Below are 26,029 nucleotides of genomic sequence, written 5' to 3'. Positions count from 1 at the left end.
TTAATTCACCCAATTAGATAATAGCACATTTGCTATATCAATTTTTCGAACTTCTTCTTTAATCATTGAATTATTTCTTGAGGTATTAAGAAAATAATTTTCTAGCTCTAGAATTTTTTCTTTAAGGTCATTTAAAGCAATATTTGGCGAAACAGTTATTACACTTCCATCAAAAATTGAGGCAGCCACTTCAAATTTTTCATGCAAAGTAATACCTATGGTAGGAATATTCATCATACCAGAAATAAAAAGACCGTGCATTCTACTTGTAATAACTAAATCTACATTATCAAATAATTCGTAAAAATTTTTCAATTGATGAATTTCAGGATCCCATTGCCAAAAATCATCTTCTTTTGGTATCAAATTCGAAGCAGTACTATCATAATCCTTTTGAAGAGAACACCAAATAACTTTTCTGTTAAGTGCCTTTTGATTTTCACTTAATTCTATAAGTGTGTGGATAAAGTCATTATTTAATTTATCAATATTAATTGATCTTACTATGATAAGAACTGTATTAATTTTATGAATCTCTTTTCGGTAGGTTTTTAGTTCATCGTAAAGGCCTATAGAAAAATCTGAAAATTCTCTTAGATCAGTTTTCGGTTTACTCACATATTTCTTACTATATAGAAATGACGTCCTATCTCTTACAAATAATAAATCAAAATATTTTAAAGATATTAATGTTGATTTTTCTAAAGACTTTGAAAAAAAGGGTCCAACACCAAGGCTTATAGCTCCAAACTCAGTACCTAAAAAATTTGCTAGGAAAAAAATTTTAAAACTTGAAAAAAATTTCCTCATCACAAACAAAGAAGATGGATTCTTATCATAATTAAATATAAGGTTACCACCAACATAAAGAACTTTTTGATAATATCGGAACAATCTCCCAGGTGATGGATTAAAAATAATTGTAGCTTCCTTAAACCATTTTTTCAAGTAAAAAACTCCTTTTTTATTAGTTGTAACTATAGTTATATCGTCTTTCTTTTGAATTTTGTCATAAGCAAGTTTTAATAATAAATCATCTCCAAAATTTGAATGTCCATTATAACCAAAAAGAAGTATTCTATTCATTTTAAATTAACTCAGCTGGTAAAACAAATTCCTTTTCATTCTCAATACAATCTATAATAAAATTAAAATGTTTATTAATAAACAAATCATCATATGTCTCGATATTTAGAGCTCGAACATCTGTCCAAAACGGTTCATAAAAGAAAGGAAAAGGAATCTGATATCTTTCAAATAAAAGATATGAATATCTTCTTGCATAGGTAATCATTTTATCAGTATCATAGTTTTTTATGTCAAAATTTTTCAATAGATCAAAATAATCAACCTCATTTTCAATGTCTATAGTAAACCCTTTACCTCTAAAATGAGTTTTAGATGCTACAATACAAGGAATTCCCTTTAGAGGTAACTCGAGCCCAACTGTAGAAGTATGTACTAAGCCTAAAGATGATATATTTACAATTGACCAACTATTTATTTTTTCTTCTGGCCTTATTATTCTAATATTGTCTGGAAGTTCATTATATTTTTTATTAATTAAATTATAAAAAGGTTGATTTGTCCCTATAACAATCTCTGCTGGGTGGATTTTAACAATTAATTGGTATTCTTGGTTTTTAATAAACCAATTAATAGTTCTATATACCCAATCCACAGGATTGTTAAAAGCTATTTCTCTTTGCGCACTTGCTGCATCCCATAAAACATTAGTATATAAGGAATATACTGGTTTATATTGAGACAAATTCAATCTTCTAAAAGTTTCTTTACGATCTTCATAAAGTCCGAAGTTATACTTTAAAACATCTTTTTCATGAGTAATTCTAGAGTCCAGATAATCATCTAACTTTTTATTTTCATCAATTGACAATGGAGTTTCTTTAATTTTTTTCCATTCCTTACTAACATCCCACCAATCAGAAGCATATTTCCAATTAAATTTTTCTGTGTCCTTTTTTTTAGTTTTACTATATGTTAATACAGGGATTTTTGCATTATTTAGAACAATTCTTGCTGGTCCCCAAGTCGAGTAAATACCAGTACTCATAATAATTCTATCTGGTTTTAAATCAATTATTTTATCTCCTAAATGTGAAGATAATTTAACAGCTTTTTCAAAGAGTTTTCTTCTTTGTCTTACTTCTACTGAATCTTCATCTAACACTCCAACCTTATAATGCTTAAGCAATGAAGCATCAACTATTTCTGAAAATTCTTTATGATTATTCGAAACTTCATTATTATTAATCAGATTTGAGACATAAACTATTTCAAAACCAGCTTTACTTATCATTTTTTTTCCGAAACTAAAACCTCTGTAGACAATACTTTCCCAATTATCTTCATTACCCGCCTTAGTGTCCGTAGTTATGGGTAGTTGCAAATCATCTAAAACAAATTTAACTTTATGCCCTCTAAATTTTAAGCCAAAAGCCAAAAGAATTTCAAGGCATAAGTTATAAGTATTACCACATGTAATTGTTAAAATATAAATAGAAAGAGGAGGGTTGTTTTTAGGTAAGTTGATATGAAATTTTTTATTTAGAAATTGCAATTGGGAAATAATCACTTCTCTACCTAACTTTTTGCCTAGGAGTTTCCAATCAAAACCTAGCGAAAATAAAAATTTAGAAACTAAAGGGATTAATATTAATCGTATATTATATTTAAAAATTTTAAAACTCATCTATATTATATTATCAAATACTTCATTTATTCTTTTTCTTGACTGACCGTCTAGCAATTCAGTTTGCTGTTTTAACTGTTTTTTGTGTAAACTATCATTTCTATAATAATGTAAAAATTCTTCTGTTGCTTTTTCTACATCCACTATAGTTTCGACATATCCAACTCCATAAGATAATTTATCTTTTACTAATCCTTCATAAATCAATTTTTGATTATTAACAAAATAACAAGTACATATTGGCTTACGTAAAGCCATAGCTTCAAAACTTAACACACTAGAAGGTATTAATAATACTTTTGCCTTAGTCATATATTTTACCATATCTTTTTCTGATAACCCATATAGCAACTTTAAATTAGAATGATTATTATACTTTTTATCATCTTTCACATTATTTGTCACCCAATAAATAGGTTCTTTAAAATCATGTTCTAAAAGTTTATCTACAAATTTTTCTCCTAATGAAAATATATCCGCTCCTCCGAAGCAAATAAATACCCCATTGCCAGACACTAGCTTCTTTCTGCTTTTTGCTTCTCTTAAAAATATGCTACGTAATAAAACAAACTTTAACCCTAAGTATAACTCTAAGTCAGAATTATTATTTTTAAACATACTTCTTTTAACTCCTGGAGTATGATTAAAAACTATATCTACATTATCTGCTGGATAAGGTATATCGTTAGTTTCTATAAGTTTGTAAACCTTTGGTCTTATTTTTTTTTTCCAAGCCTCAGTAAAATCATAACCATCTATCCAAAGAAAATGCTCTATAGATATTAAATTGTTTAATTCTTGTTCAGATTCAATATATAAAACTTTAAAATCGGTTAGAAGTGACTGTACAAACTTTTTATTAGTTAATAAGCATATAAACAGTATTTCAATATCATTTTTTAACATAATAGCAACTGCAAGGCACCGCGATAAATGCCCTCTACCAATTTTATCATTTGCGTCAACTCTAAAAATCAATTTTCTTTTCATATTCTACTTAGGTAGGTATCCAGTAAAACTCAAAATCTTCCAACAACCTTCTATTTTTTTTAATACGAAAAGACTCAACCAATCTAATTTAATAGGTTCATTATCTTTTATATTAAATTGACCATTAAATTCTTTATGTACCAAAGCCATATTACCTTTTATTTCAATATTACTCAATTTTGTGGTGGTAAATAAAACATCCAAAGGGTCATCTATAAAAATCTTTTGATTAAAATCATAACTCTGTCGTATCCAGTCATTTTTATAGGCTTCTAATGAGTTGTATGTTAGACTCCAGTCATTTTTATTTTTAGACTTTTTTCCGTCAATTCCGAAAAAAACTTCTTCTACAAAATCAGTTTCAATCATTATCCAATCTTGTGTACAAAAAGCAACAAAATCTCTATAAACCAATAGTTGCCAAATCGATTTTTCATCTTCGGTATAAGATGAGGGAGGTTTATATTTAGAATATTTATTTATCATTGAATATCAGCTAATCTGATATAATCACCTCTAGAAATATCTTTAGCTAGTTTTTTTCCAATAATTTCATTTATTCTATAAGGAGGTAAAGCGTCAATTGGGCATGGTCTAAGAACCGATAAATCATTTTTAGTAATTATTGAGTCTCTTTTAAGGTTGTTATTAGCTCTAATTGCCCGACGTTGTACAACAATAGTATTCTTTTCATTCTCGGCTAACACTTTTTCTCCATCACCAATAATTAAATCTAAGAATTCAGCATCACTAGTAAAGTTTTTTACTTTTTCATATCTCTCTTGGTAAGAGTCACTATCATTAATCGCGTTTTTTAAATGTTCTGTATTTTGCACCATAGAAAGCCATTCGTCGGGCATCATTGAAAATGCATGATCTTGACCAATCTTGGAACTATCCAATGTAAAATGCTTTTCAACCACAGCACAATTGAACAAACCAACGGCTCCTAATACTGTCAAATCTCCATGAGTGTGATCTGACAAACCTAAAGGTATATCTGGCCATAAATTATGGTAAGTTTCTAATACTTTCAGATTGATATTAGAAAAACGTTCTTTAGTCAGTGACAAATCTTCATTTTTCGAAGCAGTATAATTTGTATTACATTGCATCAAAATTACTTGAGCATTACAATCCTGTACAGTTTTCATTGCCATTTTCACCTCAGTTAAATCTGATGCACCAGTAGCGATAAGTACTGGTTTGTCATAACTAGCCATTTCTTTAATTTCTTCATGCCAAGTAATATCACCAGAACCTAATTTAAAAGCTGATACGTAAGGGGCAACTGCTTGTGTAATCTCTATAGAATACGGAGAAGTAAAATAATCAAGTTTTAATTTATCTGACAATTCTTTTAGTTCTAAAGTCCATTCAAAAGGAATAGAAGCAGCTTTATAAGAATTGAATACAGATGTTTTCCATTTACTCTGGTGAGTTTTCAAATCTGATAAATTTTTAAAACCATAATCAGATACAATAGTTTCTGCATTAAAATTTTGCATTTTGATAGCATCCACTCTTGATTCTGCACACGCATATATCAATTCTTTTGCATGCTCTAAATCACCATTATGATTAGAAGCAATATCTGCTATAAAGTAAACAGGTTCATCTTTTCCTATTTTTCTATTATTAATTTTTACTTCCATTTTAGCACTTATATTTTACCAATCCTTCAATTCTTAATAGTCCTTTTATTGTATCAGCTTCGGTAACTTTATATTTATCACCATACAATTTAAAAATTTTATTGGGTATCGCTACTAAGTTAACATTCCTATCATTATCAATTAAATGAACTCGTTTAGAATTAAAACCAAATGCTGTAGCTTGCTTTTGTAAAAAATCATACTCTTCTGAAGAGTCTATACTACCAAAATGGATTGTTCCTGTAATTCTATCGCTCATTAAATCAATAATGCATTCTACTAATAAGGAAGCTAGCACTCTATTTTGTAAAACACCTTTATCTACTTTAATCTCAATATTATTAACCAATTTTTCTAAAAATACTTGATTTCTTGTAGGTTTATGTGGTACCCAACCCTGTACTGAAGAAAAGCGTACAGTGCACCAAGAAATAGTCGATTTATATAACTCTTTTTCGCAATTGGCCTTAAATATTCCGTAAGGTGAAACGCTCTTTGGCTCTAATGTTTCTACCAAATTGATATTCTTATAACCATCTAAAGCTAAAACTGATGACATATATATATAATGAATAGGAATGAGCTCAGCGATTTCAATAATTTTTTGATGCAATAGAAAGCTTTGATCATCTTCACCTCTTAAGAAATTTACTATCACCGTGGGATTAAAAGATCGTATAATTTTTTCATTGCTATCTACTGCATTGTCTGTTCTAAAAATTTCAATAAATTTTGGAAAAACAATCTGAGATCTAAAAACTGTTCCTGCTACTATTGCATTACTCTTAGACAACTGTTGTATTAGCAAATACCCTAACCATGAAGATGCACCTAAAACAAGAATTTTATCTTTAGACAATGAATTCAAAAATTTACACTTTAAATGTAGGGTCTACATGTTGACGAATTAAATCTCTAATTTCTTCTACACTCACCCACTCTGTATTCGTACCCGAATTATATACAAATCCAGATTCTACAGGTGTTGCATTATTTTTAACCATATATTCCTCTTTTGTATATCTAAAAGTTTGAGGTAAAATAACATAATAATCACCTACATCAACAGTATTATAAGAATCAGAAGATGTTATCATTTCTTCATGAATTTTTTCACCTGGTCTAATGCCTAAGATTGGTTTTTCACATTCAGGCCCAATTGCTTCTGCTAATTCTGTAATTTTATAAGAAGGGATTTTTGGTATAAATATCTCCCCCCCTTGCGCATTTTCAAGAGCATGTAAAACCATACTCACACTATCTTCTAATGAGATGTTAAACCTTGTCATATTCTCATCTGTAATTGGTAAAATACCTGTTTTTTTCTTTTCTATAAAAAAAGGAATTACAGAACCTCTAGAGCCCATAACGTTCCCATATCTCACCACTGAAAATTTTAAATCTCTAGATCCACTCATATTATTGGCAGCTACAAATAGCTTATCAGAACATAATTTAGTAGCTCCATATAAGTTTAAAGGAGCTGCTGCTTTATCTGTTGACAAGGCTACAACATTTTTCACACCGGTATCTAAAGCTGCTTCTATAACATTTTCTGCACCGTTAATATTAGTCTTTATACATTCCATTGGATTATATTCAGCAGCAGGAACTTGTTTTAATGCAGCAGCATGAATTATATAATCTACATTTTCACAAGCCCTTTTCATACGTTCTTTATCTCGAACGTCACCAATAAAATAACGCATGGCTTTGTACTTACTCGGGTTAAATGTTTGCGCCATTTCAAATTGCTTCAATTCATCTCTTGAATAAACAATAACCCTTCCAACATTTGGAAATTCTTTAAGTATTACTTCAATAAATTTTTTTCCGAAAGAGCCGGTCCCTCCTGTTATTAGTATTGACTTATTATTAAGATCTAATTTCATCTATTAAATTAATTTTTACTATTCAACCAATTATATAAGTTTTTTTGATTAAAGCTCATATTTTCATTTTTAAAAAATTCTATTAATTTTTCCATTCTATTTCTGTCTGCCTCATTATCAACAGTTAAAAGATTATCTAATTCTTTTATCAAGCCAAATTCGTTAGGATTAATGAAAGTTGTTTTAAATTTTTTAGAATTATTAATAAAAAAAGGGGTAACATGCTCTCTATCATAATCATTCAATTCTTTAATATCTAACCTTCGAATAGCCTCAACACGAATTAATTCACAAGCAATATGACTCAAACCTTCAATGCCTGTATAATCATTATTGCTTTGATTGTGAATAAATAATAATTTCTTACATACTTCTTTTTGATAAAAAATGTTATCAGCGGTTATTCTCATAATTGTATCACTATCATTTAATCCTTCACAAGCATCGACAAATCTACTTAACACATTATCACTATCACCTCTTAAACATTTAATAGATAAGAAACTTGAGGTGTATGCTTCTATTGGGTCATCTTCAATTAAACTAGAAGTAGCAATAACTATATCTTCTGATAAATTTAATTCTAAAATAGTATCGCAAACACGTTTTAAAAGTGGTATCCCATTAATAGGACTTAAAGTTTTACCTCTAAGGCGAGAGCTTCCCATTCTGGCTTGTATAACAACCCTTACATTCATTAATCACATTATCATTCCAGCTGCAACAGTTTCATTAGTTGCTTCATCAATTAATATAAAACTACCTGTTTCTCTATTTACATCATATTCATCTGACATAATGGGAGCAGTAATTCTAAGATTCACTTTACAAATATCATTCATATCCAAATTTTTATCATCTTGAATACGTCTAAAAGTATCTATATTTACCTTATAAAGCACCTCTTTAATAACTGCTTTTTGCTCATTAGAAGTATGCTTTAAAATATACTTTGCACGTGGTCTCGCTCTATTATCATTTAACCAACACATCATAGCCGAAACATCTTGTGTCACATTAGGTACATTATTTGATTTTACAATCATATCGCCTCTACTAATATCGACATCATCATCAAGCGTAATAGCAACGGACATTCCTGAAAAGGCCTCAGAAACATTTTTGTTATAATAGTTAATAGAATTAATCTTTGAATTTAGTCCTGATGGTAATATTTTTATTTCGTCACCAACTCTAAAAATACCGCTAGATACCCTACCTGCATAACCTCTATAGTCTCTATGTTCTTCACTCTGCGGTCTTAATACTGTTTGAACTGGAAAACGGCCGTCTACCATATTATTATCACTACTTATATGAATAGTTTCTAAAGTATGTAATAATGGTGCATTTTGATACCATGCCATGTTTTTAGAACGATGAACTACATTATCTCCTTCTAAAGCACTAATAGGAATATAACGCACGTCTTTAATCATCATTTTTGAAGAAATACCTTCATATTGTGCTACAATATCATTAAATACTTCTTCTTGATAATCAACCAAATCCATTTTATTTATACATACAATAACATGAGATATTTGAAGCAATGAAGCAATATATGAATGCCTTTTAGTCTGTTCAATTACGCCTTTTCGCGCATCAATCAATATCAATGCCACATTAGCAGTTGATGCACCCGTAACCATATTACGAGTATACTGTATATGACCTGGGGTGTCAGCAATAATGAATTTACGCTTCGGTGTGGTAAAGTATCTGTAAGCCACATCAATGGTGATACCTTGTTCTCTTTCATCTCTTAATCCGTCGGTAAACAAAGCCAAATCTACAGTTTCGCTACCTTTTCTCTTACTCGTTTTTTCAACAGCAGCAATTTGATCTTCAAAAATTGATTTCGAATCATACAAAAGCCTCCCTATTAAAGTACTTTTACCGTCATCAACACTACCAGCAGTTGTAAAACGTAATAATTGATTATTATCTATTTTGCTCATATTTCTATCTTAAAAATACCCTTGTTTTTTTCTATCTTCCATAGCTGTTTCTGAACGCTTATCATCTGCCCTATTCCCTCTCTCAGTCTCTCTCATAGCGGCAACCTCATCGACTATTTTTTCTAAAGTGTCTGCATCGCTTTCTATGCCTCCTGTAATGGTAATATCGCCTAGCGTTCTAAAACGAATCTTTTTCATAAAAGTTTCTTCGCCATCTATTTTAGGAAGGTATTCTGAAATAGGAATCCAGCTATTGTTTCTCCAAACTACTTCTCTGTTATGGGCAAAATACAAAGATGGTATATCAATTTGTTCTCTTTTGATATAATTCCATACATCCATTTCTGTCCAATTACTTATTGGAAATACTCTAAAATGTTCTCCATGTTGCATCCTTCCATTAAAAATATTCCATAACTCAGGTCGTTGATTTTTTGGAGTCCATTGTCCAAAATCATCTCTATGTGAAAAAAAACGTTCTTTAGCTCTTGCTTTTTCTTCATCTCTTCTCCCACCACCCATAGCACAATCAATTTGGTTACTTTCTATTGCATCTAAAAGTGTAGTTATTTGTAAACTATTTCTAGTAGCATTTTTACCTTTTTCCTCAATTACTCTTCCGTCATCAATAGCGTCTTGTACCGAACCCACTAGTAATTGAACACCTAGATTTTTTACTAATTCATCTCTAAATGCTATTGTTTCAGGAAAATTATGACCTGTATCTATATGCATTAGAGAAAAAGGCACCTTACTAGGGTAAAAAGCTTTTTTTGCAAGGTGAGTTAATACAATTGAATCTTTTCCTCCAGAAAATAAAATTACCGGATTTCTGAACTGCGCGAAAACTTCACGCAAAACAAAAACGGCTTCTGATTCTAATTCGTCTAAGTAATTTAAAAAATATTTACTCATAGCTCAATTTTTTTTTTATAATCTCCATAATTTTTGAAACGGATTCTTCTTTAGTAAACTCCTCAGTTTTAATCTCTACATTTGGCTTTATAGGAGGCTCATAAGGTGCATCAATACCTGTAAAGTTTTTAATTTCTCCTAAACGTACTTTTTTGTACAATCCTTTTACATCTCTCTTTTCACACTCCTCTATAGATGTATTAATATATACCTCAACAAAATTACTTTCTCCAACAATATGTTTAACTAGGTCTCTGTCTTTCCTGTAAGGAGAAACAAAGGCTGCTAAAACTACCATTCCACTGTCAACAAACAAATTAGCAATTTCAGCTATTCTTCTAATATTTTCAGTTCTATCTTCTGGAGAAAAAGTCAAGTCTTTATTAATCCTGTCACGAATATTATCCCCATCTAAAGTATAGGTTCTAATAGAATTTTCAAAAAGTTTAGTTTCTAAAGCATTTGCAATAGTCGACTTACCAGATCCTGATAAACCAGTAAACCAGATTAAAAAAGATCTATGATTATTTTGTCTATTTCTTTCTTCTTTTGATACTAGATATTTATGAGGTGTAATATTACTCATTTATAACTTCTTTCTTTCTTGACTTTAAACCAAAATTAATTTTATACCAGGCCCTTTCGTGCAAATAGTATAATAACATCTTAATAAAAAATTCCCAACCACCTACTTGTAAACCAATCATAGGGTCTCCAGAAATAATCCATGCTAAAATAACAGTTGTACCTGTAGCAATTATACGCCAAGTGAAAGTTTTAGCAATATGCCTCTTTTTTGAAATATCTTCTCCCATATATTATATTTTTTTAACTCTGAAGTTTACAAATAAACCAGGGGTTCAATAAATCTTCTTTGTTATATATTAATTCTTCATTAGTACCAACTTTTGCTACTGAAACTCCAGATGCATTACAAATCGCATGCGCAGCAGCCGTGTCCCACTCCATTGTTGGTGCAAATCTAGGATAAACATCAGCCTTGCCCTCTGCCACTAAACAAAATTTTAGTGAACTCCCACTTGAAAGCATCTCCACTTCTTTATTATCAACTCTAAACTCTTCAATATAATCTTGTGTTTCCTTATTCATATGTGATCTACTACCTACAACTCGTATCAAATTAGAATTATCAACTATTGGGTTTAATACCTCAGCTTTTGCTAAAATAGTCTCTATAGACTCCTTTTTATTGGATAACTTATACTTGTAAGATTTTCGCTGATTTACACCTCCAAAATAAATAGTATTTATAACTGGCACATAAATAACACCAAAAATTGACAAACCATTTTCTATTAATGCTATATTAACAGTAAACTCTCCATTACGTTTAATAAATTCTTTAGTGCCGTCTAAAGGGTCGACTATCCAACATCTAGCCCAGTTCTTCCTTACATTGTAATCAATCTGTTTATTTTCTTCGCTAATAATTGGTATATCTGTTTTTAACAAATATGAATTAATAACTTCATTTGCATTTTTGTCAGCTAAAGTTAAAGGGGATTTATCATCTTTTACCTCATGTTCAAAATCACTTTCATATACTTTAAGAATCTCCTTACCCGCTTCAATAGCAGCCCTAACAGCAATTTTTAATTCCTCTCTTATCATTGATTCACTAATATAACTCTAAGTACTTATCGACAAAAGCTTTAACTCCAACTTTAATATTAGTAGCGGGTTTAAAGTTTATATAATCGAATAAACTTTGAACATCAGCATAAGTTCTTGGAACATCTCCAGCCTGTATCGGTTCTAACTTTATTCTTCCTTTCTTTCCTAAAGCATCTTCTACAGCATGAACAAAATCCATTAAAGCTACAGGGTTATTATTACCAATATTGAATAATTGATAGGGTGCTGAGCTAATTGAAGGGTTAGGCTTTTTAGCATTGAAATTTAGATTATTTTCTTTTGGCGCTAACGGGATCAATCTTTTTATACTCTCAACAATATCCTTCACATATGTAAAATCTCTACTCATATCTCCAAAATTAAAAACACTAAACTCTTCATCGTTCACAATAGCTTTTGTAAAAATATGCAATGCCATATCTGGTCTTCCATATGGTCCATAAACAGTAAAAAACCGTAGGCCAGTGCTTGGAATTTTAAACAGATGAGCATAAGAATGTGCCATCATTTCATTTGATTTCTTACTGGCAGCATACATAGCTAAAGGATGATCAGTGTGGTTATTTACTGAAAAAGGTATTTCCTCGCTCAGTCCATATACAGAGCTTGATGAGGCATAAATTAAATGTTTAACTGGGTAATGTCTACAGGCTTCTAAAATATTTAAAAAACCTGTAATATTGCTATCTATGTATGACTGGGGGTTTTCTAGAGAGTACCTTACACCAGCCTGAGCAGCTAAATTAACGACATAATCAAACTTCTCATTATTAAACAACTTGAAAATATTCTCTTTATCTTCAAGGTTTAATTTTATAAACTTAATATTCCCTTGTATAGGATTATTATATTTGATTTTTAAAGTATCTACCCCTAACTCACGTAATCTAATCAATTTTAAATTAGGATCGTAATAATCATTAATATTATCTATACCAACTACTTTATAACCGTTTGCAATTAACAATCTTGATAAGTGGAATCCAATAAATCCTGCAGCTCCTGTAACTAATATTTTCTCTATTTTACTATTCATTGTATCAAAAATTATTTTTCAATAACTGTTCTACCAATGGATTCGTAGTGAAACTTATTACGTTTCATAGTATCTAATTCAAAGATATTTCTTCCATCAAAAATTACACAATCTTTCATTAATAATTTCATTCTATTAAAATCTGGAGAAATAAATTCACTCCATTCCGTACATATTAAAAGAGCATTGGCTTTTTCTAAAATTGAATAGGCATCTTTTCCATATTCAATTTTATTTCCATAGACTCGCCTAATATTATTCATTGCTTCAGGATCGTATGCAGCTATTTTAACATTTTTCAATAATAATTCATTTATTATATTGATTGAAGGTGCTTCACGAATATCGTCAGTATTTGGCTTAAATGCTAATCCCCATAAAGCAATCTTCTTTCCTTCTAATTCATTATTAAAATATTTTTTTAATTTAGGAATCAAAGAGGTTTTTTGCTCTTTATTAATTTCTAGAACTGACTTTAATATTTTAAAATCGTATCCATTTTGATCACTAGACTTTACCAACGCATTAACGTCTTTAGGAAAGCAAGACCCTCCATAACCAATACCAGGAAATAAAAAACGATTACCTATTCTATTATCAGACCCCATACCTTTTCTAACCAGGTCTACATCAGCATTAATTTTTTCACAAAGGTTCGCCATTTCATTCATAAATGAAATTTTTGTTGCTAAAAAAGTGTTTGAGGCGTATTTTGTTAATTCTGATGAGCGTACGTCCATAAAAATTATTGGTCGTTTTACATCTATAAAAGGTTTATAAAGGTTTTCTAAAATTTCTCTTGCTTTTACACTTTTACTGCCAATAATTATACGCTGTGGTTCCATAAAATCTTTAACCGCATATCCTTCTCTCAAAAATTCCGGATTTGAAACAACATCAAATTCAACATCCGTATGGTTCGTAATAATTTCTTTTACTATGTCCGAAGTGCCTACAGGGACTGTACTCTTATTAATAACAATCTTATAATCTTTAATTAGTTTTCCTAGATCATAAGCTACTTCTTTAACATAAGATAAATCTGCGGAACCATCTTCGTCTTGCGGTGTTGGTAATGCTAAAAATATAATTATAGAATCTTTTATAGCATTCTTTAAATCAGTTGTAAAATGTAATCGTTTCCCTTCAATGTTCCTATGAAATAATTCCTCTAAATTTGGTTCATAAATAGGTACAATTCCTTTACGCATTTGGTTAACTTTTTCTTTATCAATATCAACACAGGTAACATTATTACCCATCTCAGATAAACAAGTACCAGTAACCAACCCTACATAACCAGTTCCAATAACTGTTATATTCATTCCATAATCAAATTAAACTACTAATTATAATCTACCGTCTGATTTTTCTTTTGAAAAAGTAGATTTTACATCAAAGATGATATGATTCTCATTCAAATATTCATCTAGTTTTAAAGTTTTGAACTCCTTATGAGAAACAGCGATTATAATTGAATCGTATTTTTTAGTTATTTCTTTTTCTGACGAAAGTAATGTGAGTTTATATTCATGCATTACTTCCAATGATGATGCCCAAGGGTCAAAAACATCGACGCTCATATTGAATGATTCTAATTCTCGAACAATATCAATAGCTCTAGAATTACGAATATCAGGACAATCTTCTTTAAATGTTATACCCAAAACTAGAATATTTGCAGAACTTATATCAATTCTTTTTTTGATCATCATTTTGATCGTTTCTTGAGCAACATATGGTCCCATGCTATCATTCAAGCGTCTACCAGACAAAATAATTTCTGGGTTATAGCCTAATTCTGTAGCCTTCTGAGCCAAATAATAAGGATCTACACCTATACAATGTCCGCCTACTAAACCTGGCTTAAATGGCAAAAAATTCCATTTAGTCCCAGCTGCTTCTAATACCTCATTGGTATCAATATCCATTAATCTAAAAATTTTAGATAGTTCATTAACAAAAGCAATATTGATATCTCTTTGAGAATTTTCAATAACCTTAGCAGCTTCTGCAACTTTAATTGAAGGTGCTAAATGGGTTCCAGCTACTATAATGGATTTATAAACCTCATTAATAAAATTAGCAACTTCAGGTGTTGATCCAGAAGTTACTTTTAAAATTTTGGTGACTGTATGTTCCTTATCTCCTGGGTTAATTCGTTCAGGCGAATATCCTGCAAAAAAATCTTTATTAAACTTCAACCCAGAAACTTTTTCAAGAATTGGTATACATTCATCTTCAGTAGCTCCTGGAAAAACTGTAGACTCATAAACTACAATATCTCCTTTTTTAAGTATTTTCCCTACACTCTCACTAGCTTTATAAAGAGGTGTTAAATCTGGTTTATTATTTTTATCAACAGGTGTTGGAACAGTTATAACATAAAAATTAGAAGATGCAATTTCTTTTAAATCTGTCGTAACCCATAAACCATTAACATTTTTTAAATCATTAATCGAATCTACATTAACACTCTTTAATTCCTCTGAAGATGTTTCTAATGTAATGTCATTATTATTTCTTAATTGGCTCACTCTTGCTTCATTAATATCAAAGCCAACGGTATGATATTTTTTACCAAATTCAACCGCTAATGGTAATCCGACATACCCTAAGCCAATAATAGCAATTTTTGATTTTTTCATATTGTGCAATTTTACTTTTTAAATATTCTTTTATACCAAGGTATAGCCTCATCACTATGATAACCGTTTCCATATTTACCATATGCATAACCGCCATATCCATATCCATATCCATATCCATCCTTAACTGAAAAGTCATTCAATACATAGCTAATGTTTTTCACTTCTCCGTTTAAATATTTATCATCAATCATTTTTGGCATTCCTCGTTGTGTATAATTTTGTCTAATTATGTATATAATTGCGTCGGCATATTTAAACAATTCTATAGCATCTGCTACTAAACCAACTGGTGGTGTATCGATTATAATATAGTCATATTTCTCTTTTAAAAAAGACATCATTTCTTTTGTCTGGTTACTTAGTATTAACTCTGATGGGTTTGGAGGCACTGGACCGGATGGTATTATATCCAAATTAGGGATCTTGGTATTTTGAATTATGTCTTCAATCTCCTTCTGGCCAATTAAAAAATTTGTTATACCTGTATTATTACTAATTTCAAAATCTTCATGTAATTTTGGTTTTCTTAAATCAAGCCCTAATAAAACGGTTTTTTTATCACTCATTGCAAATACTGAGGCCATACTTATAGAACATAACGTTTTTCCTTCTCCACTCACAGAAGAGGTTACAAGAATTGTTTTTGAGTCACTTTCTTTTTTAAATAGAAATTGTATATTAGACCTCAAAGCCCTAAACGCTTCTGCTAATGAAGACTTTGGTTTATTAAAAACTGCTAAATAATTATTTATTAAACTATTACCTACTACTCCCAAAACTGGTATATTATACTTCTTTTCTATTTCCTCGACCGTAAGAATTTTATTACTTAAAGCTTCTTTAATAATAATATATAGAAATGGTATTCCTAAACTTAATAATGCGGCTACGAGATAGTTAAAAAGAGGTTTAGGGCTAATTGGTGCTTGGCCTATATCTTTTGCTTTATCTAAAATTTTAACATCAGAAACATTTGCTGCTATAGCAGTTCCAGCTTCATATTGTTTTTGTTTTAAATATTCATAATTTGCTGCTGTTAAATTATAGTCTCGTTGATATTTAACTAACCCTTGTTCTTTTTTTGGTAAGGTGTTCAATCGGGAGTTATATGTTCCTAATCTACTTTTGATACTTAATAAATTATTTTTTGTAGCACTTTTTAAATTGGCAATGTTTTCCAAAATTACATCTCTTGTAATATTTATTTGGTTATCAATTTTCTTTAAAGGAGGGTAATTTGAATTAACAGTCTTTTCTAAATTCTTTTTTTGCTTAGAGAGGTTTACTAATTCAACTATATTATTTGTTATATTAGCGTCTTCAATCCCTACATTTACGGGAGCGGGTATATCTTCATTAATTTCATTATTAACCAAAATATATTCTTCAAGATTTTCAAAATATTTCAGTCTCGAACTAATTTCTTGTTGTCGCTTATCTAGTTCAGTTAAATTTTGGTACAAAGCTTGACCTTCTACACTCAAGTCGTATACTTTGTTTTTTTGTTTATAATTACCTAAGTCCTTTTCAATATTTTTTAAGTTAGTTGAGGCTATATTAAATACAGTATCAATATAATCTTTTGTCCTTTGAGCATATTGTATTTTTTGTTCACGTTGATCCTCATCCAAAATTTCTACTGTTGTATTAATGTAGTCAACAATTCTATTTTTATTTGACCCTGTTAGGCTTAATTCTAAGATTGACGTGCCATCTTTCAAATTATCAACAAAAATTCTTTGATATGTACTTACCGTTCCGTCAAAACTATTAAACATTATTATATACTTCTTCCCTGTCAAATCAGATAATACTTTCTTTTTATCAATTTTAAAACTAAGAAAATCAGTAGTGACTGTTTGATTAACACTAAATTTTTGCGTAAATGAACTTTGATCTACTATATAATTATTTATATCATTATCTATATAATTAATCAAGGATGCACTTTCACCTTGAAAATTCACCGTTAAAGAAACTTCATTATTATCTAAAAATTCGATTTCAATTGGGGTATATAAAAGTTGGTAACTATTGGAATCAGGAATTATCTCAAAAGGCACCTTTCCATAAACATCTATTGATCTAAATCTTCCTTCTTGTAAATAATTTACATAATAGCGTAATTTTTTAACAACTTTTTCATTATGTGTTCTTGAGGTTAAAATCGTTTTAATTGTTTCAACTTTATCACTCGGTCCACCCCAATTAAATGCAATATTTGTACTGGCATTAAATAATGGATTCTGTTCATCCTTAACTGTGATAATGCTACTAAGCTTATATATTCTTTGCTTACGTCTATTAATATAAAAAGTGATTAGTAATCCTATTATCAACATTACTAAAAACAATTTCCAATAAGAAAGTATTTTAAATATATATTCTTTTAAATCAAAAGATTTAATGTCATTTATATCTATATCAAACTTATCTAATTTTGCCATTAATTATAAGTTTCTAGAAATTAAAATAGATGATGCTACTAAAGAAACGATAGTAACTATGGTTGTTAATGTTTGTAATCCTGTAGTTCCAGTACCCCAAGATTTTTGCTTTAAGGGTTCTATATAAATAACATCATTTGATTGAATATAATACGATTCAGAATTAAAAGCAGATATGTTGGTAAGATCTATACTAAATTTTTTAGTTCCATCAATATTCTTTCTAACTATAATTATTTTTCTTCTATTTCCAGTTAAAGTTATATCCCCCGCGCTGGCAATAGCTTCTACTACACTAACTTGGTTTTGAAATAAAACTAATGTGCCAGGGTTTTCAATTTCCCCTAAAACAGTAAAACGAATACCAGCCAATTTAACTGTAATAAAAATGTCTTGAGGGTTTTTGAAAAAGGATTCAAATTCTTTTTCTATCTTTTCTCTTACCTCTTTTTCGGTGTACCCCAAAACATTTAACTCTCCTAAATAAGGAATTCTTATATTTCCTTGCCTATCAACCGTATAAGATGTAAAATATAAATTCTCTTCACTAACTTGACCCCCTGAATTTGCTTGTTCTTGATTTTGACTAAAAAGCGCTACTAATTCCCCATCAGCTGCCTTAATTCGTATATCAAGAATATCATTTACTTGTAATTTATAAGGCTCATTTAATATTTTATGAATCGAACCTTTTTGATTAGGCTCTCCCTGAAAATAAACTAGATCTTTTCTTGGTATACACGAGGTTGTAAAAATACTCAACAAAAGAATAATCAATATACGCTGCATCATATAATTTTAAACTAACGGCAAATATAATTTTTAATTGTTTATTAAAATAATATTTCTACCTATTTTCGAACACAAGAAATTAACGATGTTTTTTCAAATAAAATCCTATTTAAAGTTCTTTTTAAAGTCAACAAATCAGCATGGAATACATTCCCCATTTGTATATAATTTAATTACAAAATGTTTTTATGATAAATTTCATTATGAAGATTATCAAATTCTATCTGATTATAGGTGCGGATTATTAAAAAATAGCTCTGAAATTAATGTTGCAGATTTTGGTGCAGGTTCTAAGGTTTTAGATAATCAGAGAAAAATTTCGTCTATTGCTAAAAATGCTGGAATTTCAAAAAAAAGAGCTCAATTACTTTATAGATTAATTAACTATTTTGATTGTAAAAATATTCTTGAAATAGGTACATCTTTAGGTATTGCTACGGCTAGTCTTTCTCTAGGAAGACCAAAAAGTGGTACTATTCAAACCCTTGAAGGCTGCCCTGAAACAGCAAAAATTGCGCAACAACAATTTGATAAATTTAATTTTGATAATGTAAATTTAGTAATTGGCGAATTTAAAATCACATTATCAAAAGTTTTAGACAATAACATCTTTGATCTCATATATTTTGATGGTAATCATCAAAAAAAACCAACAATTGAATATTTTGAACAATGCCTCAACCATATTCATAATGATTCTGTTTTTATTTTTGATGATATTTATTGGAGTGAAGGTATGTCTGAGGCATGGAATTATATTAAAGCACATCCAAAAGTGACAATAACAATAGATACTATTCAATGGGGCATTGTTTTTTTCCGTAAAGAACAAGAAAAAGAACATTTCACAATTCGTGTTTAAATCTATAAATTCGCTTTATGAAAATCTACACTAAAACTGGCGATAAAGGTACCACAGCATTATATGGAGGTACACGTGTTCCTAAATATCATGCCCGTATCGAGGCTTATGGTACTGCTGATGAGCTAAACTCTTACATAGGATTAATTCGTGATCAAAAAATTGATGTTAGAACCTCAGAAACATTATTAAAAGTTCAAAATGAAATTTTTACTTTGGGAGCAATGCTTGCAACTCCTCCTGAAAAGGAAAAATTAAAAAGTGGTAAAGATCGACTCAATATTCCTAAAATTTCTCAAGAAGATATTCAATTCCTTGAAAAAGAAATTGACTTTATGGAACAGACTTTACCTCAAATGACTCATTTTATTCTTCCAGGTGGTCATCAAACAGTGTCATTCTGTCATATAGCTCGTTGTATCTGTAGAAGAACAGAACGTTTGGTAGTGTATCTTAACGAAGAAGAAGTAATTGACAAAACCATCATATCATACTTAAACCGACTTTCTGACTATCTTTTTGTACTGGCACGAAAATTGACCATCGATAATCAAGCTACAGAAATTCCTTGGATTCCTAAGAAAAATGAGTAGCGAAAATAGAATAAAAATGATGTTCTTTTTTTATCGAAAAAAATAATTTATAAAAAACTTGCTTTTTTGCTTAAAAAAATTACATTTGCAAAAATTAAAAATTTATAGATTACGCTATGTATTGGACATTAGAATTAGCATCGTACTTAAGTGACGCACCTTGGCCAGCCACTAAAGATGAATTGATAGATTACGCTATCAGAACGGGTGCTCCTCTTGAAGTTGTAGAAAATTTACAAGCAATTGAAGATGAAGGTGAATCCTATGAGATCATTCAAGAGATTTGGCCAGATTATCCTACTGATGAGGATTTTCTCTGGAACGAAGATGAATATTAAAAACCTAAAGTCTCAAAATTGAGACTTTTTTTTTGTCGTTAGGTTACATATTTAACGGATTAAATTATAAAACAGGCAACACAATAAGTATATTTGTGCTTGCAAAAAATCAATAGTAATTGTTACTATTTACTTAAACATTTTGAATAAGAAATTATGAGCCTTTTAAATTCAGTTTTAAAGGTCTTTGTGGGAGATAAACGCAAGAAAGACTTAAAAGAATTACAACCAGTTGTTGATGCAGTTAGAGCTTTTGATAGTAAAATGAAAGCATTATCAATCGATGAGTTACGTAATAAAACTAGCGAGTTCAAACAAAAAATTAAAGATGCAACTCAAGTTGCTGAGGATAAAATTCTAGCGCTTAAAAACGAAATTGATACAGCAGATATAGATCGTAAAGAAGAAATTTATAAAGAAATTGACGCTTTAAATGATGAAATTTATGAAACTTCTGAAACTGTTCTAAACGAAATCTTACCTGAAGCTTTTGCAGTCATTAAAGAAACCGCAAAGCGTTTTACTAATAACAAAACATTAACTGTTATCGCTACTCCTTTTGACAGGGAACTTTCGGCAGAAGGTGACTATGTTACACTTGAAAGTGATAAAGCCATTTGGAGTAATTCATGGGATGCCGCAGGCAAACCAATTACTTGGGATATGATCCATTATGATGTGCAATTGATTGGTGGTTCAGTATTACATCGAGGTAAGATTGCCGAAATGATGACTGGCGAAGGTAAAACATTAGTTGCAACATTACCTATTTATCTAAATGCTTTAACGGGAAAAGGAGTACATGTAGTTACCGTAAATGATTATCTAGCAAAACGTGATGCTGCTTGGATGGGACCTATTTTTGGTTTTCATGGATTAAGTATAGACTGTGTTGATTATCATCGACCAAATTCAGATGCACGTAGAAAAGCATATAATGCAGATATCACCTATGGGACCAATAATGAATTTGGTTTTGATTATTTGCGTGATAATATGGCTCATTCGCCAAACGATCTGGTACAGCGTCCTCATAATTATGCTATTATAGATGAGGTAGATTCTGTTTTAGTAGATGATGCTCGTACACCTTTAATTATCTCAGGAGCAACTCCTCAAGGTGATCGTCACGAATTCAATGAACTAAAACCTAAGGTTGATGACATTGTAAAAACGCAACGTACTTTTCTTACTGGAGTATTAGCGGATGCTAAAAAAATGATAGCTGAAGGTGATACTAAAGAAGGCGCTTTTCACTTATTGCGAGTTTTTAGAGGATTACCAAAAAATAAAGCACTAATAAAGTTTTTAAGTCAAGAAGGTATTAAGCAATTATTGCAAAAGACTGAGAACTTTTATATGCAAGATAACAATCGTGAAATGCCAAAGATTGATGAGGCTTTGTATTTTGTGATTGATGAAAAAAATAATTCCATAGAACTGACTGATAAAGGAATAGAGTATTTATCCGGAAGTAAAGATAAAGGCGAAAACTTCTTTGTATTACCTGATATTGGTATTGAGATAGCTAAAATAGATAAAGAAGATAATGATGCCGAAGCGAAAGCAAAGGCAAAAGAAGAGCTCTATCGTGATTTTAGTATTAAAAGTGAGCGTATACACACATTGAATCAGTTATTAAAAGCATACACACTTTTCGAAAAAGATGTTGAGTATGTTTTAATGGATGACAAGATTAAGATTGTTGATGAACAAACTGGTCGTGTAATGGATGGTCGTCGTTACTCTGATGGATTACATCAAGCAATTGAAGCAAAGGAGAATGTAAAAATTGAAGATGCAACGCAGACGTTTGCAACAATTACTTTACAGAACTATTTTAGAATGTATCGCAAACTTTCTGGTATGACTGGTACAGCCGTCACTGAAGCCGGCGAGTTTTGGGAAATCTACAAATTAGATGTTGTTGAGATACCAACAAACAAACCCTTAGCTCGTGATGATAGAGAGGATTTAATTTACAAAACGAAACGAGAAAAATACAATGCGGTAATCGATGAAATTGTTGAACTGGTTAGTGTCGGGAGACCAGTATTAGTTGGTACTACTTCTGTAGAAATTTCTGAATTACTCGGTAGAATGCTTGCAATAAGAAAAATAAAACACAATGTATTAAATGCTAAACTTCATAAAAAAGAAGCAGACATTGTAGCTGAAGCTGGCCAACCTGGTGTAGTAACTATTGCAACTAATATGGCTGGTCGTGGTACGGATATTAAACTATCTGATGAGGTGCTAAACTCTGGCGGATTAGCAATTATAGGTACTGAACGTCATGACTCTCGTCGCGTAGACAGGCAATTACGGGGCCGTGCAGGTCGTCAAGGTGACGTTGGTTCTTCACAATTCTATGTATCTCTAGAAGATAATTTAATGCGTTTGTTTGGATCTGAACGTGTAGCGAAGATGATGGATAGAATGGGGCTAAAAGAAGGCGAAATGATTCAGCATTCTATGATCTCTAAATCTATTGAGCGTGCACAGAAGAAAGTTGAAGAAAATAACTTTGGTATTCGTAAACGTCTGTTAGAATATGATGATATTATGAATGCTCAACGTGAAGTCGTATATAAGCGTCGTAAACATGCATTGTATGGTGAACGACTTCAGGTTGATATTGTAAATATGGTTTACGATACTTGTGAAAGCATTGTACTAGAGAATAAAGCTGCAAATGATTATTCAAATTTTGAATTTGAGCTCATTCGTTTCTCTTCTACTTCTTCTCCTTTTAGCAAAGAAGAATTTGAGAATAAAACTGAACAAGAATTAATTAATGAATTGTTCGATGTAGTTTACAAACATTATCAAGATAAGATAGTACGTAATGCAGATGTAGTATATCCTGTAATCAAAGATGTTTATGAAAAACAAGGGAATCAATATGAGCGTATTGCCGTCCCTTTTACTGATGGTGTAAAAACATTAAATGTTGTTACAAATCTTAAGGAAGCATATGAATCTAAAGGAAAACAACTAGTAACTGATTTTGAAAAGAATATCTCTTTAGCCATTATTGATGAAACATGGAAAGATCATTTACGTCAAATGGATGAATTAAAACAATCTGTTCAGAATGCTACTTATGAGCAAAAGGATCCTTTGTTGATCTATAAGTTTGAAGCATTTGAATTATTTAAAAAGATGATTGACAAAGTAAATAAGGAAGTGCTATCATTCTTATTTAAAGGTGAATTACCTAATCAAAATGCGAATCAGGTTTCACAAGCTAGTGAGCAAAAGCGAGAAAAAGTGCAAGTGAGTAAGGCTGATTTTAGAAGTCCAACACAAGATACTTCTACTAATCAAACTCAAGAGCAGCATGTTACTGAAACTATTGTTCGCACTGAACGTAAAATTGGTCGTAATGAACGTGTGACTATTAAGCATGTTATGAATGGCCAAAGTAAAGAAGTAAAGTATAAACAAGCTATCCCATTAATTGAAAAAGGTGAATGGGTGTTAGTTGACTAAAATCTATTTATTAGAAAAAATCAAATCCAATGTCTTTTGACGTTGGATTTTTTTTGTTTCGGTTTCTATAAATTTAGGAATGCAATGAACTTCTTTTGGAATTTCGAACTTACTTAAAAGCTTGAGATTTGAGATTTGAGATTTGAGGATGTTTCTATCCTCTTTTCCTTCAATAATTAAAACTAATTTCTCTCCTAAAACTTTATCTGATACGCCAGCTACAAAAAATCGGCTATCAATTTCTTCAGATAACTTTAACTCAATTTGTTCTGGTATTAATTTAATTCCTCCAGAATTAATAATATTATCGTAACGACCTAACCACTTGAATTCAGTTTGAGAAATAATTTCTACGAGGTCATTGGTAATTATCATTTGATCTGAAATATTTGGAGCATTTATTACTAAACAATTACGCTTGTCTTTTGAGATTATAACATTGTGTAAAACTTCATAAAATGATGCTGGATTATGATTTAGCTTCTTAACTGCTATATGAGTAATCGTTTCAGTCATGCCATAAGTGGCAAAACATTCAGTAGAAATATTTTGAATCTTATGTTCCAATTCTCTTGAAACTACACCTCCCCCGATAATTAATTTCTTAATTTTTGAAAGTTTTGTTAGCGAATTAAAAACCTGTAGCGGTATCATAGCCGAAAAGTCATAGCTTTTTCTGATGCCTTCTAATGGATTAGAATTCACGTCAACTATATCTAAGTGCCAACCTAAGGCCAAAGCTCGTACCAACATCATTTTACCAGCAATAAAATCAGTTGATAAACATAAGAGTGCTGTAGTTTTGCTTGGTAACTTAAAGTAATTACTAGTAGCAATAGCACTATTAATCATATGTTCTTTCTTAAGTTTGATTTCTTTTGACTTTCCTGTAGAACCAGATGTTTGAACAACAACATAATCATTTTTATTAAACCAAACCGTTAAAAAAGTATATACACTAGGTGAAAGCGTTTTAGAATAATTCAATATATCATTCGCAATTACGAAATGATTTCCATTAAGGTGAAAATCTTTATGAAAGCTTAGGTTTTTCATTCCGATCAGAATAACTAACTAGTTATTTTCGGCAATCAATTGAGGTTCTTCTACTTTACCGAACAACTTATTTTGCCAATTAGACCAGTTATATTTTTTAGAAAGAATAAACAAAACTATTGGGTATAAAATAAAAACAGGAATATATGTCTCCCAGCCTAAAGAAGGTTCAGAAGTATCTATATACAATGCATCAGTTTGAAATGCTGTCCAATCAGTAGTAATAAATAAAGCTGCTACTATATTGTTGGCCGCATGCATACCTAAAGCAATTTCAGTACCTTCATCCATCAACGTTGTAATACCAAACATTAAACCTGTACCTATATAAAATACCATTACTCCCCAGCCTAAAGTAGCAACTTCTGGGTTAGCTCCGTGTAACAAACCAAACACTAACGATGTAACGATAAGCGGAACCCACCTATTTTTCGCTAAAACTCCTATGCCCTGCATAAGATATCCGCGCATAAGTAGTTCTTCAAAACTAGTTTGCAAAGGAATAAGTAAAATAGATATTACAAGAAGTATTAAAAATGGAATCGGTTTAAAATTCCATACGAGATTCTCTGGTTCTAGGAAAACACCTAAAATTATAAAAGAAAGAGAAATACCTCCCCATAAAGCAAAAGCGAAAGCAACTCTTTTCCAATCTACTTTTTCTCTACTAGTAGTTATAGTTTTAATTAATCTTCTATGTATAAATTTGACTGATAAAATCAAACCGACAAGCCCCATAATCAATGTTAATAAAGCAAGTGTCAAGTATAAATTAGAGTTTATCCCAATAGATGCAAATGCATCATTCCCCGCTTTCATAAACTCATTTAAATCTCCACCTAGATGTGATAGGGCAACTAAGGATAGTGGAGCAACTCCAATAATCTGCCAAAAGACAAATACAACGATGAGCGTTAATAAATACCAATACCATTCTTTATTTCCTTTATATCCTTGTTGTATAAAATCCATATTAA

General features: G+C 30.5%; 24 protein-coding genes. 4 read left to right on the top strand and 20 right to left on the bottom strand.

Annotated features, from left to right (window positions below):
* Genes AC1EUV_RS10110 through AC1EUV_RS10025 form a run of 18 tightly spaced genes read right to left on the bottom strand, consistent with a single transcriptional unit; the run spans position 1 to position 18,708 of the window.
* Positions 1-1,086, bottom strand: a complete 1,086-nt coding sequence (locus AC1EUV_RS10110; RefSeq protein ID WP_480198583.1) for a polysaccharide pyruvyl transferase family protein — start codon at positions 1,084-1,086, stop codon at positions 1-3.
* Between the two features lies 1 nt (position 1,087).
* A complete protein-coding gene (locus AC1EUV_RS10105; RefSeq protein WP_480198582.1) occupies positions 1,088-2,713 on the bottom strand; it encodes a hypothetical protein in 1,626 nt (541 codons plus the stop codon).
* Complete coding sequence (locus tag AC1EUV_RS10100) at positions 2,714-3,703, bottom strand: hypothetical protein (protein WP_480198581.1); 990 nt, start codon at positions 3,701-3,703, stop codon at positions 2,714-2,716.
* A gap of 3 nt (positions 3,704-3,706) precedes the next feature.
* Positions 3,707-4,189, bottom strand: a complete 483-nt coding sequence (locus AC1EUV_RS10095) for a Cif family virulence factor (protein ID WP_480198580.1) — start codon at positions 4,187-4,189, stop codon at positions 3,707-3,709.
* Positions 4,186-5,358, bottom strand: coding sequence for an N-acetylneuraminate synthase family protein (locus AC1EUV_RS10090; RefSeq protein ID WP_480198579.1), 1,173 nt, complete (start codon positions 5,356-5,358; stop codon positions 4,186-4,188). The genes AC1EUV_RS10095 and AC1EUV_RS10090 overlap by 4 nt, the downstream gene beginning before the upstream one ends.
* Before the next feature lies 1 nt (position 5,359).
* Positions 5,360-6,217 carry a Rossmann-fold NAD(P)-binding domain-containing protein gene (locus tag AC1EUV_RS10085; RefSeq protein ID WP_480198578.1) on the bottom strand — a complete coding sequence of 286 codons (858 nt, stop codon included), beginning with the start codon at positions 6,215-6,217 and terminating at the stop codon, positions 5,360-5,362.
* A 13-nt stretch (positions 6,218-6,230) separates the two neighbouring features.
* Positions 6,231-7,250 carry a UDP-N-acetylglucosamine 4,6-dehydratase (inverting) gene (gene pseB, locus AC1EUV_RS10080; protein WP_480198577.1) on the bottom strand — a complete coding sequence of 340 codons (1,020 nt, stop codon included), beginning with the start codon at positions 7,248-7,250 and terminating at the stop codon, positions 6,231-6,233.
* 8 nt (positions 7,251-7,258) lie between these two features.
* Positions 7,259-7,948: a cytidylyltransferase domain-containing protein gene (locus tag AC1EUV_RS10075; RefSeq protein WP_480198576.1), complete on the bottom strand. Its 690-nt coding sequence runs from the start codon at positions 7,946-7,948 to the stop codon at positions 7,259-7,261.
* A gap of 3 nt (positions 7,949-7,951) precedes the next feature.
* Positions 7,952-9,211: a sulfate adenylyltransferase subunit 1 gene (locus AC1EUV_RS10070; RefSeq protein ID WP_480198575.1), complete on the bottom strand. Its 1,260-nt coding sequence runs from the start codon at positions 9,209-9,211 to the stop codon at positions 7,952-7,954.
* Positions 9,212-9,220: 9 nt separating this feature from the next.
* Positions 9,221-10,126 carry a sulfate adenylyltransferase subunit CysD gene (gene cysD, locus AC1EUV_RS10065; RefSeq protein WP_480198574.1) on the bottom strand — a complete coding sequence of 302 codons (906 nt, stop codon included), beginning with the start codon at positions 10,124-10,126 and terminating at the stop codon, positions 9,221-9,223.
* Positions 10,119-10,712, bottom strand: a complete 594-nt coding sequence (cysC, locus tag AC1EUV_RS10060) for an adenylyl-sulfate kinase (protein ID WP_480198573.1) — start codon at positions 10,710-10,712, stop codon at positions 10,119-10,121. Before cysC ends, cysD begins: the two co-directional genes overlap by 8 nt.
* Positions 10,705-10,941 carry a DUF2061 domain-containing protein gene (locus tag AC1EUV_RS10055; RefSeq protein ID WP_480198572.1) on the bottom strand — a complete coding sequence of 79 codons (237 nt, stop codon included), beginning with the start codon at positions 10,939-10,941 and terminating at the stop codon, positions 10,705-10,707. Before AC1EUV_RS10055 ends, cysC begins: the two co-directional genes overlap by 8 nt.
* 13 nt (positions 10,942-10,954) lie before the next feature.
* Positions 10,955-11,758 (bottom strand): 3'(2'),5'-bisphosphate nucleotidase CysQ, encoded by an 804-nt coding sequence (gene cysQ / locus AC1EUV_RS10050; RefSeq protein ID WP_480198571.1) that lies wholly within the window; start codon positions 11,756-11,758, stop codon positions 10,955-10,957.
* Positions 11,759-11,765: 7 nt separating this feature from the next.
* The gene (locus AC1EUV_RS10045; RefSeq protein WP_480198570.1) at positions 11,766-12,818 is read right to left on the bottom strand and encodes an NAD-dependent epimerase/dehydratase family protein; all 1,053 of its coding nucleotides are present in this window, start codon (positions 12,816-12,818) and stop codon (positions 11,766-11,768) included.
* Between the two features lie 11 nt (positions 12,819-12,829).
* Positions 12,830-14,143, bottom strand: a complete 1,314-nt coding sequence (locus AC1EUV_RS10040) for a UDP-glucose dehydrogenase family protein (RefSeq protein WP_480198569.1) — start codon at positions 14,141-14,143, stop codon at positions 12,830-12,832.
* 24 nt (positions 14,144-14,167) lie between these two features.
* Complete coding sequence (locus AC1EUV_RS10035; RefSeq protein ID WP_480198568.1) at positions 14,168-15,466, bottom strand: nucleotide sugar dehydrogenase; 1,299 nt, start codon at positions 15,464-15,466, stop codon at positions 14,168-14,170.
* Positions 15,467-15,477: 11 nt separating this feature from the next.
* Complete coding sequence (locus AC1EUV_RS10030) at positions 15,478-17,916, bottom strand: GumC family protein (protein ID WP_480198567.1); 2,439 nt, start codon at positions 17,914-17,916, stop codon at positions 15,478-15,480.
* 3 nt (positions 17,917-17,919) lie between these two features.
* On the bottom strand, positions 17,920-18,708 hold the full coding sequence (locus tag AC1EUV_RS10025) for a polysaccharide biosynthesis/export family protein (RefSeq protein ID WP_480198566.1): 789 nt from the start codon (positions 18,706-18,708) through the stop codon (positions 17,920-17,922).
* Positions 18,709-18,793: 85 nt separating this feature from the next.
* Here AC1EUV_RS10025 and AC1EUV_RS10020 point away from each other — a divergent pair, with 85 nt between their 5' ends.
* The 4 genes from AC1EUV_RS10020 to secA all read left to right on the top strand — a co-directional run bounded on the left by AC1EUV_RS10020 (position 18,794) and on the right by secA (position 23,996).
* On the top strand, positions 18,794-19,570 hold the full coding sequence (locus tag AC1EUV_RS10020; RefSeq protein ID WP_480198565.1) for an O-methyltransferase: 777 nt from the start codon (positions 18,794-18,796) through the stop codon (positions 19,568-19,570).
* Between the two features lie 17 nt (positions 19,571-19,587).
* Positions 19,588-20,163 carry a cob(I)yrinic acid a,c-diamide adenosyltransferase gene (locus AC1EUV_RS10015; RefSeq protein WP_480198564.1) on the top strand — a complete coding sequence of 192 codons (576 nt, stop codon included), beginning with the start codon at positions 19,588-19,590 and terminating at the stop codon, positions 20,161-20,163.
* Positions 20,164-20,279: 116 nt separating this feature from the next.
* A complete protein-coding gene (locus AC1EUV_RS10010) occupies positions 20,280-20,501 on the top strand; it encodes a DUF2795 domain-containing protein (protein ID WP_480198563.1) in 222 nt (73 codons plus the stop codon).
* Between the two features lie 156 nt (positions 20,502-20,657).
* Positions 20,658-23,996: a preprotein translocase subunit SecA gene (gene secA / locus AC1EUV_RS10005; protein ID WP_480198562.1), complete on the top strand. Its 3,339-nt coding sequence runs from the start codon at positions 20,658-20,660 to the stop codon at positions 23,994-23,996.
* 3 nt (positions 23,997-23,999) lie between these two features.
* Here the strand turns inward: secA and AC1EUV_RS10000 are convergent, their stop codons facing one another.
* Complete coding sequence (locus AC1EUV_RS10000) at positions 24,000-25,052, bottom strand: AMP-binding protein (protein WP_480198561.1); 1,053 nt, start codon at positions 25,050-25,052, stop codon at positions 24,000-24,002.
* 18 nt (positions 25,053-25,070) lie between these two features.
* Complete coding sequence (locus tag AC1EUV_RS09995; RefSeq protein WP_480198560.1) at positions 25,071-26,024, bottom strand: CPBP family intramembrane glutamic endopeptidase; 954 nt, start codon at positions 26,022-26,024, stop codon at positions 25,071-25,073.
* Positions 26,025-26,029 lie beyond the last annotated feature (5 nt).

This window comes from Maritimimonas sp. 2304DJ26-3, from assembly GCF_056591635.1.
Note: the sequence above shows the minus strand (reverse complement) of the source record. Positions and strands in the feature narration are given on the sequence as shown.

Excerpts from the sequence above, each read along its gene's own strand:
- AC1EUV_RS10015 (WP_480198564.1), top strand. The coding sequence starts at position 19,588 with ATGAAAATCTACACTAAAACTGGCGATAAAGGTACCACAGCATTATAT.
- AC1EUV_RS10055 (WP_480198572.1), bottom strand. The coding sequence starts at position 10,941 with ATGGGAGAAGATATTTCAAAAAAGAGGCATATTGCTAAAACTTTCACT.
- secA (WP_480198562.1), top strand. The coding sequence starts at position 20,658 with ATGAGCCTTTTAAATTCAGTTTTAAAGGTCTTTGTGGGAGATAAACGC.
- AC1EUV_RS10020 (WP_480198565.1), top strand. The coding sequence starts at position 18,794 with ATGTTTTTTCAAATAAAATCCTATTTAAAGTTCTTTTTAAAGTCAACA.
- cysC (WP_480198573.1), bottom strand. The coding sequence starts at position 10,712 with ATGAGTAATATTACACCTCATAAATATCTAGTATCAAAAGAAGAAAGA.
- cysD (WP_480198574.1), bottom strand. The coding sequence starts at position 10,126 with ATGAGTAAATATTTTTTAAATTACTTAGACGAATTAGAATCAGAAGCC.
- AC1EUV_RS10035 (WP_480198568.1), bottom strand. The coding sequence starts at position 15,466 with ATGAAAAAATCAAAAATTGCTATTATTGGCTTAGGGTATGTCGGATTA.
- cysQ (WP_480198571.1), bottom strand. The coding sequence starts at position 11,758 with ATGATAAGAGAGGAATTAAAAATTGCTGTTAGGGCTGCTATTGAAGCG.
- AC1EUV_RS10000 (WP_480198561.1), bottom strand. The coding sequence starts at position 25,052 with ATGAAAAACCTAAGCTTTCATAAAGATTTTCACCTTAATGGAAATCAT.
- AC1EUV_RS10110 (WP_480198583.1), bottom strand. The coding sequence starts at position 1,086 with ATGAATAGAATACTTCTTTTTGGTTATAATGGACATTCAAATTTTGGA.
- AC1EUV_RS10040 (WP_480198569.1), bottom strand. The coding sequence starts at position 14,143 with ATGAATATAACAGTTATTGGAACTGGTTATGTAGGGTTGGTTACTGGT.
- AC1EUV_RS10095 (WP_480198580.1), bottom strand. The coding sequence starts at position 4,189 with ATGATAAATAAATATTCTAAATATAAACCTCCCTCATCTTATACCGAA.
- AC1EUV_RS10090 (WP_480198579.1), bottom strand. The coding sequence starts at position 5,358 with ATGGAAGTAAAAATTAATAATAGAAAAATAGGAAAAGATGAACCTGTT.
- AC1EUV_RS10010 (WP_480198563.1), top strand. The coding sequence starts at position 20,280 with ATGTATTGGACATTAGAATTAGCATCGTACTTAAGTGACGCACCTTGG.
- AC1EUV_RS10100 (WP_480198581.1), bottom strand. The coding sequence starts at position 3,703 with ATGAAAAGAAAATTGATTTTTAGAGTTGACGCAAATGATAAAATTGGT.
- pseB (WP_480198577.1), bottom strand. The coding sequence starts at position 7,250 with ATGAAATTAGATCTTAATAATAAGTCAATACTAATAACAGGAGGGACC.
- AC1EUV_RS10025 (WP_480198566.1), bottom strand. The coding sequence starts at position 18,708 with ATGATGCAGCGTATATTGATTATTCTTTTGTTGAGTATTTTTACAACC.
- AC1EUV_RS10030 (WP_480198567.1), bottom strand. The coding sequence starts at position 17,916 with ATGGCAAAATTAGATAAGTTTGATATAGATATAAATGACATTAAATCT.
- AC1EUV_RS10105 (WP_480198582.1), bottom strand. The coding sequence starts at position 2,713 with ATGAGTTTTAAAATTTTTAAATATAATATACGATTAATATTAATCCCT.
- AC1EUV_RS10045 (WP_480198570.1), bottom strand. The coding sequence starts at position 12,818 with ATGAATAGTAAAATAGAGAAAATATTAGTTACAGGAGCTGCAGGATTT.
- AC1EUV_RS09995 (WP_480198560.1), bottom strand. The coding sequence starts at position 26,024 with ATGGATTTTATACAACAAGGATATAAAGGAAATAAAGAATGGTATTGG.
- AC1EUV_RS10070 (WP_480198575.1), bottom strand. The coding sequence starts at position 9,211 with ATGAGCAAAATAGATAATAATCAATTATTACGTTTTACAACTGCTGGT.
- AC1EUV_RS10075 (WP_480198576.1), bottom strand. The coding sequence starts at position 7,948 with ATGAATGTAAGGGTTGTTATACAAGCCAGAATGGGAAGCTCTCGCCTT.